Annotated in this window: 13 protein-coding genes and 2 tRNA genes; 14 read left to right on the top strand and 1 reads right to left on the bottom strand. The window is 40.2% G+C overall.

What is annotated here, in order from left to right; translation table 11 throughout:
* Positions 1 to 82 precede the first annotated feature (82 nt).
* Positions 83 to 1,543: a beta-Ala-His dipeptidase gene (gene pepD / locus ACTH6U_RS00075; RefSeq protein ID WP_441831306.1), complete on the bottom strand. Its 1,461-nt coding sequence runs from the start codon at positions 1,541 to 1,543 to the stop codon at positions 83 to 85.
* A 312-nt stretch (positions 1,544 to 1,855) separates the two neighbouring features.
* Here pepD and gpt point away from each other — a divergent pair, with 312 nt between their 5' ends.
* From gpt to ACTH6U_RS00005, 14 genes are all read left to right on the top strand, one after another.
* Positions 1,856 to 2,320, top strand: coding sequence for a xanthine phosphoribosyltransferase (gpt, locus tag ACTH6U_RS00070; protein ID WP_294108827.1), 465 nt, complete (start codon positions 1,856 to 1,858; stop codon positions 2,318 to 2,320).
* 195 nt (positions 2,321 to 2,515) lie between these two features.
* On the top strand, positions 2,516 to 3,766 hold the full coding sequence (frsA, locus tag ACTH6U_RS00065; protein WP_294108828.1) for an esterase FrsA: 1,251 nt from the start codon (positions 2,516 to 2,518) through the stop codon (positions 3,764 to 3,766).
* Positions 3,767 to 3,837: 71 nt separating this feature from the next.
* Positions 3,838 to 4,239: a sigma factor-binding protein Crl gene (crl, locus tag ACTH6U_RS00060; RefSeq protein WP_294350834.1), complete on the top strand. Its 402-nt coding sequence runs from the start codon at positions 3,838 to 3,840 to the stop codon at positions 4,237 to 4,239.
* A gap of 116 nt (positions 4,240 to 4,355) precedes the next feature.
* Entirely contained in the window at positions 4,356 to 5,459 is a 1,104-nt protein-coding gene (gene proB / locus ACTH6U_RS00055) for a glutamate 5-kinase (RefSeq protein ID WP_294350840.1), read from the top strand.
* Between the two features lie 2 nt (positions 5,460 to 5,461).
* Positions 5,462 to 6,715, top strand: a complete 1,254-nt coding sequence (gene proA / locus ACTH6U_RS00050) for a glutamate-5-semialdehyde dehydrogenase (RefSeq protein WP_441831305.1) — start codon at positions 5,462 to 5,464, stop codon at positions 6,713 to 6,715.
* Positions 6,716 to 6,845: 130 nt separating this feature from the next.
* A complete protein-coding gene (aroL, locus tag ACTH6U_RS00045) occupies positions 6,846 to 7,343 on the top strand; it encodes a shikimate kinase AroL (protein WP_441831304.1) in 498 nt (165 codons plus the stop codon).
* 126 nt (positions 7,344 to 7,469) lie between these two features.
* Complete coding sequence (aas, locus tag ACTH6U_RS00040) at positions 7,470 to 9,617, top strand: bifunctional acyl-ACP--phospholipid O-acyltransferase/long-chain-fatty-acid--ACP ligase (RefSeq protein WP_441831303.1); 2,148 nt, start codon at positions 7,470 to 7,472, stop codon at positions 9,615 to 9,617.
* Position 9,618: 1 nt separating this feature from the next.
* The gene (lplT, locus tag ACTH6U_RS00035; RefSeq protein WP_441831302.1) at positions 9,619 to 10,818 is read left to right on the top strand and encodes a lysophospholipid transporter LplT; all 1,200 of its coding nucleotides are present in this window, start codon (positions 9,619 to 9,621) and stop codon (positions 10,816 to 10,818) included.
* An 18-nt stretch (positions 10,819 to 10,836) separates the two neighbouring features.
* Positions 10,837 to 11,352: a nicotinamide-nucleotide amidase gene (pncC, locus tag ACTH6U_RS00030; protein ID WP_336430964.1), complete on the top strand. Its 516-nt coding sequence runs from the start codon at positions 10,837 to 10,839 to the stop codon at positions 11,350 to 11,352.
* Positions 11,353 to 11,444: 92 nt separating this feature from the next.
* Positions 11,445 to 12,512, top strand: a complete 1,068-nt coding sequence (recA, locus tag ACTH6U_RS00025; RefSeq protein WP_294108839.1) for a recombinase RecA — start codon at positions 11,445 to 11,447, stop codon at positions 12,510 to 12,512.
* A gap of 347 nt (positions 12,513 to 12,859) precedes the next feature.
* On the top strand, positions 12,860 to 15,487 hold the full coding sequence (alaS, locus tag ACTH6U_RS00020; protein WP_441831301.1) for an alanine--tRNA ligase: 2,628 nt from the start codon (positions 12,860 to 12,862) through the stop codon (positions 15,485 to 15,487).
* Positions 15,488 to 15,715: 228 nt separating this feature from the next.
* Complete coding sequence (gene csrA, locus ACTH6U_RS00015) at positions 15,716 to 15,901, top strand: carbon storage regulator CsrA (protein ID WP_004264815.1); 186 nt, start codon at positions 15,716 to 15,718, stop codon at positions 15,899 to 15,901.
* 458 nt (positions 15,902 to 16,359) lie between these two features.
* Positions 16,360 to 16,452, top strand: a tRNA-Ser gene (locus tag ACTH6U_RS00010).
* Between the two features lie 11 nt (positions 16,453 to 16,463).
* Positions 16,464 to 16,540: transfer RNA gene (locus ACTH6U_RS00005), tRNA-Arg, on the top strand.
* Positions 16,541 to 16,703 lie beyond the last annotated feature (163 nt).

Raw genomic sequence — 16,703 nt, 5'->3', positions numbered from 1 at the left:
CTTAAATTATTGTTGATAGTAATTAAAATAAAAAAGCACCCTTTGAGGATGCTTTGATATGCAAAGATAAAATGAAGTTAAATTAATTTTTAACTGGAATATCTTTTAAAATTGCGGTTAATAATGTCCAGTATTGGCCAACGCTTTCAATGTGCACGCGTTCATCGGGTGAGTGAGCACCACGAATAGTTGGGCCGATAGAAACCATATCCATTAATGGGTAAGGTTTTTTGAACAAGCCACACTCAAGGCCCGCGTGGATAACCATAATATTAGGTGTTTTACCAAACAGTTTTTGGTAAGTTGCGCTAACAATATGCATAACCGGTGAATTTGCATCAGGTTGCCAGCCTGGGTAGCTGCCTTGTGCTTTGCATTTGGCTTGCGCTAATTTGCTGATTGAAGTCAGCATATTAACAACATAATTTTTGCCACTATCAATCAAAGAGCGGACTAAGAAGATAACTTCGGCTTTATCTACTGTCATGGTGACAACGCCTTCATTCAGTGAAGTTTCAACAACACCTTTAGCAACATCACTCATGCGAATAACGCCATTTGGCGCAGCATTTAAGAAGAACACAAACCGTTTTTGGCAATCATCAGTGATCGCTTTAAGCTCAGTTTTGGTTTCATCGAGTAAAAAGACCACATTAGGCTCTACAGCCGCTAATTCATTTTGCAAAATAGCTTCATAACGTGCTCTAAGCGCTGTTAACTCATCTACTTTATCAGCAGGAACTGCAACAATAGCATGACCTTCACGTGGAATTGCATTGCGCAGAGTGCCACCAGTTAATTCGAGCAATTTTAAGCCCAAGTCTTCTGCATGACCTGCGAGAAAACGTGCTAATAGCTTGTTGGCATTGCCTAATCCAAGGTGTACATCACCACCGGAATGGCCACCTTTTAAACCTTTTAATGTTAAGGTAAAGGTTTTATAGTCTTGGGGTAATGCTTCGCGAGTTAAATCGAATGTTGCAGTAAAATCAACACCACCCGCACAACCCATGTAAATTTCGCCTTCTTCTTCTGAGTCCGTGTTGATCAGAATGTCAGCTTGTAACCAATTAGGCTGTAAACCAAATGCGCCGTCCATGCCTGTTTCTTCGGTCATGGTTAGCAAAACTTCAAGTGGACCATGTTCAACTGTATCATCAGCCAACACTGCAAGTGCAGATGCCATACCGATGCCATTATCAGCACCGAGGGTAGTGCCTTCAGCAGTGACCCATTCACCATTCACATAAGGACGGATTGGGTCTTTTGTGAAATCATGAACAGTATCATTATTTTTTTGTGGAACCATATCTAAGTGTGCTTGTAAAACGACTGCTTTACGATTTTCGTAGCCTGCCGTTGCTGGCTTACGGATCAAGATATTACCCACTTGGTCTCTTTCTACGTGAAAACCTTTTTGTTTTGACCATTCGATAATATGTGCAGCAAGCGCTTCTTCATGCTTAGAAGGGTGTGGAATTGAGCAGATTTTGGCGAAAATGTCCCAAAGCGGTTGTGGTGAGAGTTTAGATAGTTGTGACACGTTTTTTCTCCTTAAATTTTCCCGTTATATTTCAAGTTGTCGCATTATCGGGCGGCTAAACTACAACTCTCAATATTTAAAGGATATATCGCTTAAATGGTTGCCTAACAGCATGAAGCCTATAGTTAAAGACCTCATTATTGATTGGTTCAGCATACCACTTTATTTTGAACAATGGACAGTGTAAATGATATTAATTCAGGCCAGTAGGTGATTATTACTGGTTTTTAGTGCGCCGAATCACTATAATCTCGCGCAACCTTTTTTCCGCAAAACACATTCAGTTTTACTCAGCGTCGGGACCCGAATATTATGAGCGAAAAATATGTCGTAACGTGGGATATGTTGCAAATACATGCCCGTAAACTCGCACAACGTTTGTTACCAGTAGAGCAATGGACTGGGATTATCGCGGTTAGCCGTGGTGGTTTAGTTCCTGCCGCACTTCTTGCTCGTGAGCTAGGTATCCGTCACGTTGATACCGTATGCATCTCTAGCTATGACCATGACAATCAACGCGAAATGAATATTATTAAGCGTGCAGAGGGTAATGGTGAAGGCTTTATCATCATTGATGATTTAGTTGATACCGGTGGTACTGCACAAGCTATTCGTGACATGTATCCAAAAGGTCATTTTGTCACCATTTTCGCAAAACCTGCGGGCCGTCCATTAGTTGATGACTATGTTATCGATATCCCTCAAGATACTTGGATTGAACAACCATGGGATATGGGGGTTGTATTTGTGAAACCTCTGTGCGAGCAAGATAAATAAATCGTTATTTTATATTTTTAATGCATAGGTAAAAGATAACGACAATTAAATCTTAAAAATTTTTAGTTGTTGTAAACAAAACATGAATACCTAATAAATTTGTTAAAAATACGATATTATAGGGGAATGCAATAGCATTCCCTTTTGTTTTATATAGCCGTCATATTCCAAAATTATATGAGTAGGTGATAAGTAATGACTCAGCAAAATCTCTCCGAAAAACTCTTCAAACCTAAAATAAGACAAGTTGAAACCTCTACATTAGTCTCTTATTCCTCATATGATCTGCCTGAAATAAAAGATCATAGCGTATTAAACGGAACTCAACATGCCGGTTGGTACCGGATGATTAATCGCTTAATGTGGATTTGGCGTGGTATCGACGCATTAGAAATTGAGGAAGTTTTAAGTCGTATTGCTGTTTCAGATGCTAAACGCAGTAATGAGAACCTTCTTGATACTGTTATTGGTAATCGACGCGGTAATTGGTGCTTTGAATGGTCGCATCAAGCCATGCTTTGGCAGCAAAAGGCATTACAATTCGAAAAGGGTGAAAAGGCATGCGATGCATGGTTACGGGCGGCTAATTTATATAGTATCGCCGCTTATCCTTTTATTAAAGGCGATGAATTAGCTGACCAAGCTGTATTATTGGCGTGTAAAGCTTATGACAGTGCAGCACAATTTTCTGAATATCAATTGAAAAAAATTGCGTTCAAAATTGAAGGTGGTAAAGAGGTTTGTGGTTTTTTACATATTCCTTCAAATGCACAAGGACCTTATCCTACCGTGATGGTTTGCGGTATGTTAGATAGTTTGCAAATTGATTTTAATCGTTATTTTCGGGATTATTTAGAGCCGCTTGGCATTGCGATGTTAACGTTGGATATGCCTTCAATTGGCTACTCAATAAAATATAAATTATCTCAAGAAACCAGTACATTACATGAGCAAGTTGTTCGCCAGTTAGATACCATTCCTTGGATTGATCATACTCGTTTTGGTATTGTAGGGATGCGCTTTGGGGCAAATATAGCATTAAGACTAGCTTATATGTGTCCTGATAAAATAAAAGGCGTTGCCGTCATCGGCCCAATTGTTCACAGTTTACTTAATGACGAAAAATATCAAAAAGATATTCCTCGTATGGTATTAGATGTATTTGCGAGTCGTATTGGTATTTATCAAGTTGATGGTGCTTCTTTACGTCATGAATTAAGTTGTTATTCATTGAAAAAACAAGGCCTTCTTGGTAAACGTAGTAAAGTACCTATGATGTCAGTATGTTTAAAAAATGATATTTATAGTCCGAAAGAAGAGTCAACTTTAATCGCGCGTTCATCAGTGGATGGTGATTTAGTTATGTTGCCAAGTAGTCCAATTTTTGCAAATTTTGAAAAAGCACTGAGTGAAACGACAGCTTGGTTAAAAACTAAAATACTTTAATTTTATTGAATGACTTGCTTATTTCTTGGCTTTTGTTAAAAAGGGATCTTCCCAAGAAGGAGATCCTTAACATGGCTTTACCGACTGAATATTCAAATGGAAAGTATTTAAAGAAATTTGCTGCAATGGGTCCTTATTTACGCGAAAAACAATCACTAAATGGTTGTTATTTTTTTGATAGCTTAGTTGTTTGCGTTAATGCGAATATCTCACCCGAAAAACGTGAATTTTGGGGGTGGTGGTTGAAATTAGTTGCCACTAGCGAAGGTTTTGAATTTTCTTATCAACTTGGCTTATATAATAGCCATGGTAGTTGGCAAGCTAAAGTGTTGAAAGATCCTGTCACGATAGCCGCAGTAGAAAAAAATTTGGTATCGTTTCACCAAGCCCTTTCTAAACAATTATCCGAGCTTGAGTTAACCCTCTTCCCTTCGCAACTAATGACAGAATTAAAACTGGAATTAAGCGCATAAATTTGTTTTAAACAAACTTTTGTTGAATTTTGCGTTATGCCTGTTGGCATAACGCGTTTCACCTGATAAAAATGATAGCTACTTTGTAATTTATTAATCCTAATGGCAGAAAAATGATGAAAAATAGCCAGACGCTGGTTGTTAAGTTAGGTACCAGTGTATTGACGGGGGGCTCACGCCGTTTAAATCAAGCCCATATTGTTGAGTTAGTTAGGCAGTGTGCGCAGCAATATGAAAAAGGGCACCGCATTATTATTGTGACATCAGGGGCAATTGCCGCTGGTCGCGAACATCTTAATTACCCCGAATTACCAGCAACTATTGCATCTAAACAGTTGTTAGCGGCGGTCGGTCAAAGTCGTCTGATCCAATTGTGGGAAAGGTTGTTTTCTATTTACGGCATTCATATTGGCCAAATGTTGCTAACTCGGGCAGATCTTGAAGACCGTGAACGTTTCTTGAATGCCAGAGATACACTTCAAGCATTACTTGATAACGGTATTATTCCTGTTATTAATGAAAATGATGCGGTAGCGACTGCGGAAATTAAAGTGGGCGATAACGATAACTTATCGGCTCTTGCCGCAATTTTAGGCGATGCTGACAAACTTTTATTACTGACCGATATCGAAGGTTTGTATGATGCAGACCCTCGCAGTAATCCTGATGCTAAGTTGATCCCAGAAGTTTATGGTGTTAATGACGAATTACGTAAAATGGCGGGCGATAGTGTAAGCGGATTAGGGACAGGCGGAATGGCAACTAAATTACAAGCTGCGGATGTTGCTGGTCGAGCGGGTATTGATGTTATCATTGCCGCGGGTAATAAGCCGGATGTAATTAGTGCTGTAATTGAAAATATTCCTGTGGGGACAAGGTTCTACGGACAAAAAAATCCAATGGAGAACCGTAAACGCTGGATTTTTGGTGCGCCAGCCGCAGGTGATGTTTATATTGATGATGGCGCACAGCTTGCCATCTTAGAAAAAGGCAGCTCATTATTACCCAAAGGTATTAAGAAAATCGAAGGTGATTTTTCACGAGGTGCAGTGATCCGAATTCGTAATATGGTCGGAAAAGACTTAGCTCATGGTGTGAGCCATTACAATAGCGATGCACTGCGCATGATTGCGGGTCATCATTCACAAGAAATTGGTCGCATACTTGGCTATGAACATGGCTCGGTTGCTGTTCATCGCGATGATATGATAGTGAGTTAATTATGTTAGAGAAAATGGGTAAAGCGGCACGAGTGGCCTCATGGCAATTAGCGCAATTAAGCACAAAACAAAAAAATGCAGCCCTTGAGCAAATTGCTGATTTATTAGAACAAGAAAGTGCAGTTATTTTGTCTGCTAATCAGCAAGACATGAAACTGGCGCAAGACAGTGGCATGACTGAGGCATTACAAGATCGTTTGTTATTGACCGAAGCTCGCCTAAAAAATATTGCTGATGATGTTAGGCAGGTTTGCCAATTAGCTGATCCTGTTGGTCAAATTATTGATGGCAGCTTACTTGATAGTGGCCTAGATTTACAACGTCGCCGAGTTCCTCTTGGGGTTATTGGTGTGATTTATGAAGCTCGCCCGAACGTTACTGTTGATGTCGCTTCTTTATGCTTAAAAACAGGCAATGCGGTTATTTTACGTGGTGGAAAAGAGACTCATAATACCAATCTTGCCGTTGTGAGTGTTATTCAACAAGCGCTTAAAAATAGCGGATTGCCAGCTGATGCAGTACAAGCAATTAATAATCCTGATCGTGAACTAGTGACTCAGCTACTAAAATTAGATAGTTATATCGATATGCTGATACCACGAGGTGGCGCTGGTTTACATCGATTATGTCGTGAACAATCAACGATCCCAGTCATAACGGGTGGTATTGGTGTTTGCCATACTTTTGTTGATGAATCCGTTGATTTTGATAAAGCACTCAGTGTGATAGTCAATGCTAAAGTTCAGCGTCCAAGTGCGTGTAATTCACTTGAAACATTATTAGTGCATCAAAGTATTGCAGCTGATTTTATGCCGCGATTGAGTGAAGTCATGGCACAAAAACAAGTCACCTTACATGCCAGTGAGCAGGCTATGCCTTTCTTACAGCAAGGGCCAGCTAAGGTTATTGATGTTAAACCTGAAAATTTAATTGATGAGTGGTTATCGCTTGATCTGAATGTTGAGATTGTGGCTGATATAGATGCGGCGATTGACCATATTCGACATTATGGCACCTCTCATTCAGATGCGATTTTGACTGAATCGCTGAGTCAGGCAAATTATTTTGTTCATCGGGTAGATTCCTCAGCGGTTTACGTTAATGCGAGCACACGTTTTACCGATGGTGGGCAATTTGGTTTAGGTGCTGAAGTTGCTGTGAGCACGCAAAAATTACATTCACGAGGCCCTATGGGGCTTGATGCACTAACGACCTATAAGTGGATTGGCTACGGTGATTTTCTTAGCCGTGCTTAACGCGTAAACTGTTATAACGAGAGCTACACTAAGGTGTAGCTTTATTTTTTATTGTTTGCCGTTTTTGACCGCCACTGATTAACAGCTGTGTGGCAGATGTAACGTAACAATCATGATGGGATGAATTTTGATGTTTTACATTATAGGTCCAAGAGGTTCAGGAAAGACAACAATCGGCAAGCGTTTAGCTGAGCATAAAGGGTATCAATTTGTCGATACTGACAAACTTATCTTAGAACATGCAGGTAAAAGTATTGCTGAAATTGTTGCTCAACATGGATGGGCGTATTTTCGACATCTAGAAAGCGAGATATTACAATCAATTAAGCAAGACAAAACGATTGTTTCGACCGGTGGTGGAATTATTCTTTCTGAAGAAAATCAGCGGATTATGCGTGATAACGGTACTGTGATTTATTTGAGCGCAGATCCGAGTATATTGGCACAGCGGTTAGCAGCAGAACCTCAAGAAGATCAACGCCCTAGCTTGACTGGAAAGTCTTTATTAGAGGAAATAGAAGAAGTGATGCAGCTAAGAGAGCCTATTTACCTAGCTACAGCGCATTATGTTGTTGATGCCACTCAACCTATAGATGTTATTATTCAACAAGTGAAAGATTTAACATAAATGCTTTACCGTTTAATCACACTTTCGGAATAAACTACTTAGTATCATAAGTAATATCGCGACATAATCATGATTGTATAATTATTCACTAATTCATAAAGCATCGTCATAATATAGGGATTCATTATGTTGGCAAAAATTGTCAAAACCATACTTAGATTTTTATTTCGAGTTCAAGTTATTGGCGACGCTAAGGAATTTAATCAAGATAAATGTTTGATTACACCTAATCATGTTTCCCTTCTTGATGGTGTTTTAGTCGCTTTATTTTTGCCTGTAAAACCTGTATTTGCTGTCTATTCTACATTTGCGACACCGCGAATGATTAAGTTATTAAAGCCTTATGCTGATATTGTTCCTCTCGATCCCGCTAACCCTTTAGGTATTAGAACGTTAGTCAAAGAAGTCGATAAAGGGCGTCCAATTGTTATTTTTCCGGAAGGGCGCATCTCTGTTCATGGCTCTTTGATGAAAATCTATGAGGGTGCTGCATTTGTGGCGGCTAAATCCCAAGCTAAAGTTGTCCCAATTCGTATTGAAGGGGCTGAACGTAGTCATTTTGGATATCTAAAGGGGATTATTCCGCTTAAATGGTTCCCTAAAATCACGTTGCATATTTTACCCGTTCAAACAATCCCAATGCCTGATGCACCTAAATCGGTTGAACGCCGTAGCCTTGCAGGGGAACATCTTTATCAAATAATGAAGTCGGCACGTATGGCTTGTCGACCACAAATGACATTAGTTGAAGCTTTCATCGATAGTGTGCAACGCTTTGGTCGATGCACTCCATGTATTGAAGATATTGCGTTCAAAGAAGATTCTTACCAAGGCCTACTGAAAAAAACCTTGGGTGTGGGACGCATTATCGAACGCTATACAAAAGAAAATGAGCGTATTGGTCTATTGCTACCGAATGCAACCGTTACTGCTGCTGCTATATTTGGCGCATTAATGCGGGGGCGAGTGCCTGCCATGCTGAATTATACCGCAGGTAGCCATGGAATTAGTAACGCATTAAAAGCCTCTGCGGCAAACGTGGTCTTTACTTCTCGTCAGTTTTTAGAAAAAGGCAACTTGGCCCATATTCCTCAGCAAGTGCCGGAAGCAACTTGGATTTATCTTGAAGATTTAAAAGATACCGTCACTTTGCAAGATAAGATTTGGATTGTTAAACATTTATTTTCACCCCGTAAGGCAATAATCCCTCGCAAAGTTGATGATGAAGCTATCGTACTGTTTACCTCTGGGTCAGAAGGTACGCCAAAAGGGGTGGTTCATAGTCATGCAAGCTTGTTAGCGAACGTTGAGCAAATTAAAACCATTGCAGATTTCACTCCGCGCGATCGCTTTATGTCATCACTGCCATTATTTCATGCATTTGGTTTGACGGTGGGTTTGTTTATCCCTCTCTTTTCCGGTAGCCGCGTATTTCTCTATCCAAGCCCTTTGCATTACCGAATTATTCCTGAGTTGGTTTACGATAAAAACTGTACCGTTTTATTTGGTACTTCGACCTTTTTAGGTAATTATGCCCGTTTTGCTCATCAATATGATTTTGCTCGCTTGCGTTATGTCGTTGCTGGTGCTGAAAAATTATCAGATAGCACCAAAAAAATCTGGTTTGAAAAATTTGGTATTCGTATTCTTGAAGGCTATGGCGTGACCGAATGCGCACCTATAGTGTCAATCAATGTGCCAATGGCAACCAAAGAAGGCTCTGTGGGACAGATCTTGCCAGGAATGGAAGCTCGAATCATCCCACTACCAGGTATAGAAAAAGGTGGAAAGTTGCAACTCAAAGGCCCGAATATCATGAAAGGCTATTTGCGTGTTGAAGCGCCGGGTATTCTAGAAACGCCGAGCGCTGAAAATGCGCAAGGTGAGCGGGAACCAGACTGGTACGATACTGGTGATATTGTTGAATTAGATAAAAGAAATTACTGCACTATTAAAGGTCGAGTAAAACGTTTTGCTAAACTTGCAGGCGAAATGGTTTCTTTGGAAAGTATTGAACAAATGATCTTTAGCATGTCACCGAATGCACAGCACGGAGTTGTTACTAAACCTGATAGTAGTAAAGGCGAAGCATTAGTTTTGTTTACTACCGATAAGCAACTGGACCGTAGTGCATTATCTACGGCGGCTAAAAGTAAAGGGTTAACTGAACTTGCCGTTCCTCGTGATATCCGTTGGGTAAAAGAACTTCCTGTATTAGGTAGCGGAAAAACCGATTTTGTTACGCTAAAACAAATGGCTTTGAAGGATGAATAAAATGGACGATTTAGCGCAAAAGGCTCCGTTATTAAGTCGAGGCATGAAGGCTGTACTGGCTTCACAATTTCTTTCTGCTTTTGCGGATAATGCATTGTTATTTGCAATTTTGGCGCAGCTCAAGGCTGAGTTTTATCCAGAATGGAGTCATCCAATACTGCAAATGGTTTTTGTTTTTACCTATATCGTATTAGCACCTTTTGTCGGCCAAATCGCAGATCGGTTTTCAAAAGGCCGAGTCATGTTGTTTTCTAATATCTTTAAATTTATTGGTGCGCTTGGTATCTGTGTCGGAGTCAATCCATTCTTATGTTATGGATTAGTGGGAATAGGTGCTGCATCTTATTCACCGGCTAAATACGGGATATTAGGTGAATTAACTGGGGGGGATAACCTGGTTAAAGCCAATGGTATGATGGAAGCTTCAACTATTGCGGCAATCCTTGTTGGTTCAGTCGTAGGTGGAATGTTATCTGACATCAATCTCATGCTTGCACTTGGCACCTGCGCTGCATTATATGCGCTCGCCGTTGTGGTTAACTTTTTCATCCCACATCTTGCAGCCGCAAGACCGGCTAAGGGTTGGAATTTCAAACAACTTTTAATCGATTTTTCATCTGCTTGTCGTATATTGTGGGCGAATCAAGAAAGTCGTTTCTCTTTGGTAGGTACAAGCTTGTTTTGGGGGGCTGGTGTCACGTTACGTTTTTTATTAGTGGCATGGGTACCTATTGCTCTTGGGTTACAAGATAACACAACGCCAACAGTCCTTAATGCGATGGTTGCTGTGGGAATTGTTGCTGGGGCAGGGCTTGCCGCTAAATTTATCACACTTAAAACAGTTTATCGTTGTATTCCTGCTGGTATTGTTATTGGTGTGATGGTTATCTTACTTTCGTTACAAACTAGCCTATTACCTTCTTATTTTATTCTCATTGTTCTTGGGATATTTGGCGGTTTATTTGTCGTTCCTCTTAATGCGTTATTGCAAGAGAAAGGAAAAGAAACTGTCGGTGCAGGTAATGCCATCGCTGTTCAAAATTTAGGTGAAAATAGTGCAATGCTAATTATGTTAGGATTGTATTCACTGGCAATAAAAGTAGGATTGTCGGTAGTTCATGTGGGAATTGGCTTTGGTGCGGTATTTACTATCGCTATTGCAGGATTATGGATTTGGGATCGCGCTCGTAAAAAAGTTTAAATAAAGGTGTACAACAAAATGGTCGATGAGAAGCAACTCGAAATATTAAGTATTCAGATTGGCAAATTACTCTTGCAACAAGGTAAAACAGTCACCACTGCGGAGTCTTGTACTGGAGGATGGATAGCTAAAGTACTTACGGATATTGCAGGTAGCTCAGCCTATTTTCATCGCGGTTTTGTAACATACAGTAATGATGCAAAGCACCAAATGATTGGTGTACAAAATGAATTATTTCAGCAATTTGGTGCAGTAAGTGCACAAGTTGTATCTGAAATGGCAACAGGCGCACTAAAAGAAGCCGCGGCTGATTATGCTGTATCTGTGAGTGGTATTGCGGGTCCTGATGGCGGTAGTATAGAAAAACCAGTTGGGACCGTTTGGTTTGGTTTTGCTCAAAAACAAGCTGATGGAAGCAGTGATGTGATAACAAAACAGTGCTTGTTTCAAGGTGATAGAAATCAAGTTCGTTTAGAATCAACGTGTTATGCGCTTGAGTTTCTTTTACAGATCATAAGTAAAAAATCTTCTTGATACTGTATGATTATACAGTATACTTGGTTCCAACAAATTAAATCCAATCGTTTTATCGCAGTGGTTAATATCATTGCACTTAGGGAGTGAACATGGCTATTGATGAAAACAAACAAAAAGCACTTGCTGCGGCACTTGGTCAAATTGAAAAGCAATTTGGTAAAGGTTCTATTATGCGCCTTGGTGAAGACCGCACAATGGATGTTGAAACTATCTCAACAGGCTCTTTATCACTCGACGTTGCACTAGGTGCTGGTGGTTTACCATTAGGGCGTATTGTTGAAATCTATGGCCCTGAATCTTCAGGTAAAACAACGCTGACATTACAAGTTATTGCATCAGCTCAACGTAGTGGTAAAACATGTGCGTTTATCGATGCTGAGCATGCTCTTGACCCTATCTATGCTAAAAAGCTAGGCGTTGATATCGACAACTTGCTTTGTTCTCAACCGGACACTGGTGAGCAAGCATTAGAGATTTGTGATGCGCTGACACGCTCTGGTGCTGTAGATGTTATCATTGTTGACTCCGTTGCCGCTTTAACACCAAAAGCAGAAATTGAAGGTGAAATTGGCGATTCACATATGGGCCTTGCTGCTCGAATGATGAGCCAAGCGATGCGTAAGCTTGCGGGTAACCTGAAAACATCAAATACACTTTTAATCTTTATCAACCAAATTCGTATGAAAATTGGTGTGATGTTCGGTAACCCAGAAACCACAACGGGCGGTAATGCACTGAAGTTCTATGCATCTGTACGTTTAGATATTCGCCGCATTGGTGCTGTAAAAAATGGTGACGAAATCGTTGGTAGCGAAACGCGTGTCAAAGTGGTGAAAAATAAAATTGCTGCGCCATTTAAACAAGCGGAATTCCAAATCCTTTACGGTGAAGGTATTAATACCGTTGGTGAGCTGATTGACCTTGGTGTTAAACATAAGTTGATTGAAAAAGCAGGGGCTTGGTATAGCTACAAAGGCGAAAAAATTGGCCAAGGTAAAGCTAACTCAACAGTTTATTTGAAAGAACGCCCAGAAATCGCAAATGAAATCGATACGAAACTGCGTGAAATGTTATTAAACCACACTGGTGAATTTAATAGTGCAGCAACTGACTTCATCAGTGATTCTGATGAAGAGGAAACGACAGAAGAAATTTAATTCTAGTTTAGTTTTCTAATAAATCAGTCGGTTATAGACGCCACTCTTAAATGAGTGGCGTTTTTTTGTTTTTATCTATCATAATATTTATTTTCACTTATCATAATAATAGTTTATCGGGTTGTTTTTCTGTGGAAAAATACCGTGACCAGAGGTATAAACATACTTTCAGAAAATATCTAGACGCTTTACAATAAAAGCCGCAAATGGATGTATCTAAATTTTACTTCTAAATAAAGAGACTTTATTTTATTAGTCACTTTTTAATCGGAGAGTTGATTAGAGGTGATGTTACATTCCATCTCAACAATTCGTAATTCAGTTTTCAGCTTGTTATCGGGATAAATATGAGTAAAAGCACCGCTGAGATCCGTCAAGCGTTTCTCGACTTTTTTCATACGAAAGGTCATCAAGTGGTCGCCAGCAGTTCGCTAGTGCCAAATAATGACCCTACTTTATTGTTCACTAACGCAGGGATGAACCAGTTCAAAGATGTATTTCTTGGCCTGGATAAAAGAGCATATTCCCGAGCGACAACCGCACAACGTTGCGTGCGAGCAGGTGGTAAACACAACGACCTAGAAAACGTAGGTTATACAGCACGTCACCATACCTTCTTTGAAATGTTAGGTAACTTCAGTTTCGGCGACTATTTCAAGCATGAAGCGATACAATTTGCTTGGGAATTATTAACCAGTGAAGATTGGTTTAATCTACCGAAAGAAAGACTGTGGGTTACTGTATACGCGACAGATGATGAAGCTTATGACATCTGGAATAAAGAAATTGGCATTCCAGTTGAACGCATAATTCGTATTGGCGATAACAAAGGTGCTCCATACGCGTCTGATAACTTTTGGCAGATGGGCGATACGGGGCCATGTGGTCCTTGCACTGAAATTTTCTACGATCATGGTGATCACATCTGGGGTGGACCGCCTAATAGCCCTGAAGAAGACGGTGATCGCTATATTGAGATCTGGAATCTTGTTTTCATGCAATTTAACCGTCAATCAGACGGTACGATGGAACCGCTACCTAAACCATCAGTTGATACAGGAATGGGCTTAGAGCGCATTTCAGCAGTACTACAGCATGTAAATTCTAACTATGATATTGATATTTTCCGCGAATTAATTTCAGCCGCTGCAAATGCGACAGGTGCAAGTGATCTTTCTAATAAATCATTGCGCGTGATTGCTGACCACATTCGTTCGTGTGCATTCTTAGTTAGCGATGGTGTCATTCCGTCGAATGAAGGGCGTGGTTATGTACTTCGTCGTATTATTCGCCGTGCGGTACGTCATGGTTATATGCTAGGTGCGAAAGAGGCATTTTTCTACAAATTAGTCGCGCCGTTAGTTAAAGTCATGGGCTCAGCTGCGGATGAACTTCAACGTCAACAAGCGATGGTAGAAAAAGTTCTTAAAACAGAAGAAGAGCAATTTGCACGCACGTTAGAGCGTGGTTTGCAATTACTTGATGACGAATTAGCTTCTTTAAAAGGCGACACCCTAGAAGGTGAAGCGGCATTCCGTCTATATGATACTTACGGCTTTCCTATTGATTTAACGGCAGATGTTTGTCGTGAGCGTAATATCAAAGTAGATGAAGAAGGTTTTGAGCGTGCAATGGAAGATCAGCGCCGTCGCGCAAGAGAATCTAGCGGTTTTGGCGCGGATTATAACTCATTGATTAAAGTTGAAAAAAGAAGTGAGTTTTCAGGTTATCAAGAGGATAAGCAACAAGCGACAATCACTGCACTTTATAAAGATGGTCAGCCTGTTGATTCTTTAAATATAGGTGAAGAAGGCATTGTGATCCTTGATAAAACTGCATTTTATGCAGAGTCAGGTGGTCAGGTTGGTGATACTGGTATCTTGAAAAATGATAGTGGAAACTTTGTTGTTACAGATACTCAGAAATATGGTCAGGCAATCGGTCATATTGGTAAGGTGACAACGGGTTCGTTGGTCATCAATCACCGTATAAATGCTGAAATTGATAGTGAAAGACGTAATGCTATTCGCTTAAATCACTCAGCAACACACTTATTACATGCTGCACTGCGCCAAGTTTTAGGTGAACATGTTTCACAAAAAGGCTCATTAGTTAACGATAAATACCTGCGCTTCGATTTTTCGCATTTTGAAGCCATGACGCAAGACCAATTACGTCAAGTAGAAGATATTGTTAATGCTCAAATTCGTCATAATTCAGTAATTGAAACAGAATTGATGGATTTAGAGGGGGCAAAAGCAAAAGGTGCTATGGCATTATTTGGTGAGAAATATGATGAGCGTGTGCGAGTATTGAGCATGGGCGATTTTTCTATCGAATTATGTGGTGGTACACATGCTAGCCGCACTGGTGATATTGGTTTATTCCGTATATTGAGTGAATCAGGTACCGCAGCAGGCGTTCGTCGTATAGAGGCCACAACAGGCTCAACGGCGATTGAAAGTGTTCACAGTCAATCTGAGCAACTTGCCGCAATTGCTCATTTATTGAAAGGTGACATGAACAGCTTGGTTGAAAAAGTTAAGTCTGCATTAGATAAATCTCGTCAACTCGAAAAAGAGATTTTACAGCTTAAAGACCAACAAGCTTCTCAAGAAAGTGCTTCATTAAGTAGCAAAGCAAAAGATATTAAGGGTGCTAAGTTACTCGTTAGCCAATTAAGTGACACTGAACCTAAACTATTAAGAACCATGGTTGATGACCTGAAAAATCAGTTGAAGTCAGCGATTATCGTGCTTTCAACAACGAGTGGTGATAAAGTCAGTGTGATTGTTGGTGTAACTAATGATTTGACTGCTAAAGTTAAAGCAGGTGATTTGATATCTTATGTTGCACAGCAAGTTGGTGGTAAAGGTGGTGGACGCCCAGATATGGCTCAAGCTGGAGGTAATGACGTTAATGCGTTACCGGCGGCTATGGCGAGTGTCGAAGAATGGGTTGCTTCACGACTATAACAGCTTGACTAAATTGCCTCATCATTTTATGAGGCAATTTTAATCTGTTGCAGCATTGTTAAAGTGTTGCGGGTAGTGCTATATTTTGCTTGTAAATAATTAGAATGCTTGCCTTGATGGCATCAATGCTTTAGGTGAATGTCATTGCTTTACGTTTTCACGGTGTGTGATGGACAATAGCGGGGATACCTAGAGACCCGACTCTTTTAATATTTCAAGGAGCAAAGAATGCTTATTCTGACTCGTCGAGTTGGTGAAACACTCATGATAGGCGATGAGGTAACAGTTACTGTATTGGGCGTCAAAGGCAACCAAGTTCGTATTGGTGTTAATGCCCCAAAAGAGGTTTCTGTTCACCGTGAAGAAATTTATCAACGGATCCAGGCCGAAAAGACTCAACCAGATAATCAATAATAATGAATAAGCGTCCAGTTATTGACCACACAGCATGAATGGGCGCTTGTCTTACTCCTTAAATTCAATTCAACAAACTTAATTTCTAAGTCTTTATTAGTGAAATTTAATGCCTTTGAGTCGTTAGCAAATAAATTTGCGGGCTGCTATCAATTCTATTTCTTTCTTTTTTATTTTTCTTTAGCTTAAGATTTGGCCGATTTTAGATGGTTAATCAAAATAATGCGATTAATTACTCATTTTGGGTGCACTGTTTTTATTCATAAAGTTATACAGATAACAGCGGATAAATATGTATTTCGGTGTTAAACTAAGCATCTTGCTTGTGAAATGTGCAAACAGACACTGGAATGCAAAAAGTTTAGAGAAATTGTTTGACTTCTAAGTGTAGGAAAGTAATATGTGCGCCACACAGAGACGAGATGTTTGAAAAAACAAATCGTGTGTAACTAAAATATGGTGAGGTGGCCGAGAGGCTGAAGGCGCTCCCCTGCTAAGGGAGTATGCGGTCAAAAGCTGCATCGAGGGTTCGAATCCCTCCCTCACCGCCATTTTAGATTGTGCATCCGTAGCTCAGCTGGATAGAGTACTCGGCTACGAACCGAGCGGTCGGAGGTTCGAATCCTCCCGGTTGCACCATATTCAACCCTATGAGTAAATCTGATGGGGTTTTATTTTGGTTTTAAAATGCCAAAATAGAGTAAAAATTAAAAGTAAGTTTTGATAAAGAAATAAGTTTTAAACGACATGCATCCATAGCTCAGCTGGATAGAGTACTCGGCTACGAACCGAGCGGTCGGAG

Origin of the sequence: Providencia sp. (assembly GCF_052096715.1) — a bacterium.
GTDB lineage: Bacteria > Pseudomonadota > Gammaproteobacteria > Enterobacterales > Enterobacteriaceae > Providencia.
The sequence above is the reverse complement of the archived record's forward strand: the minus strand, read 5'-3'. Positions and strand labels throughout refer to the sequence as shown.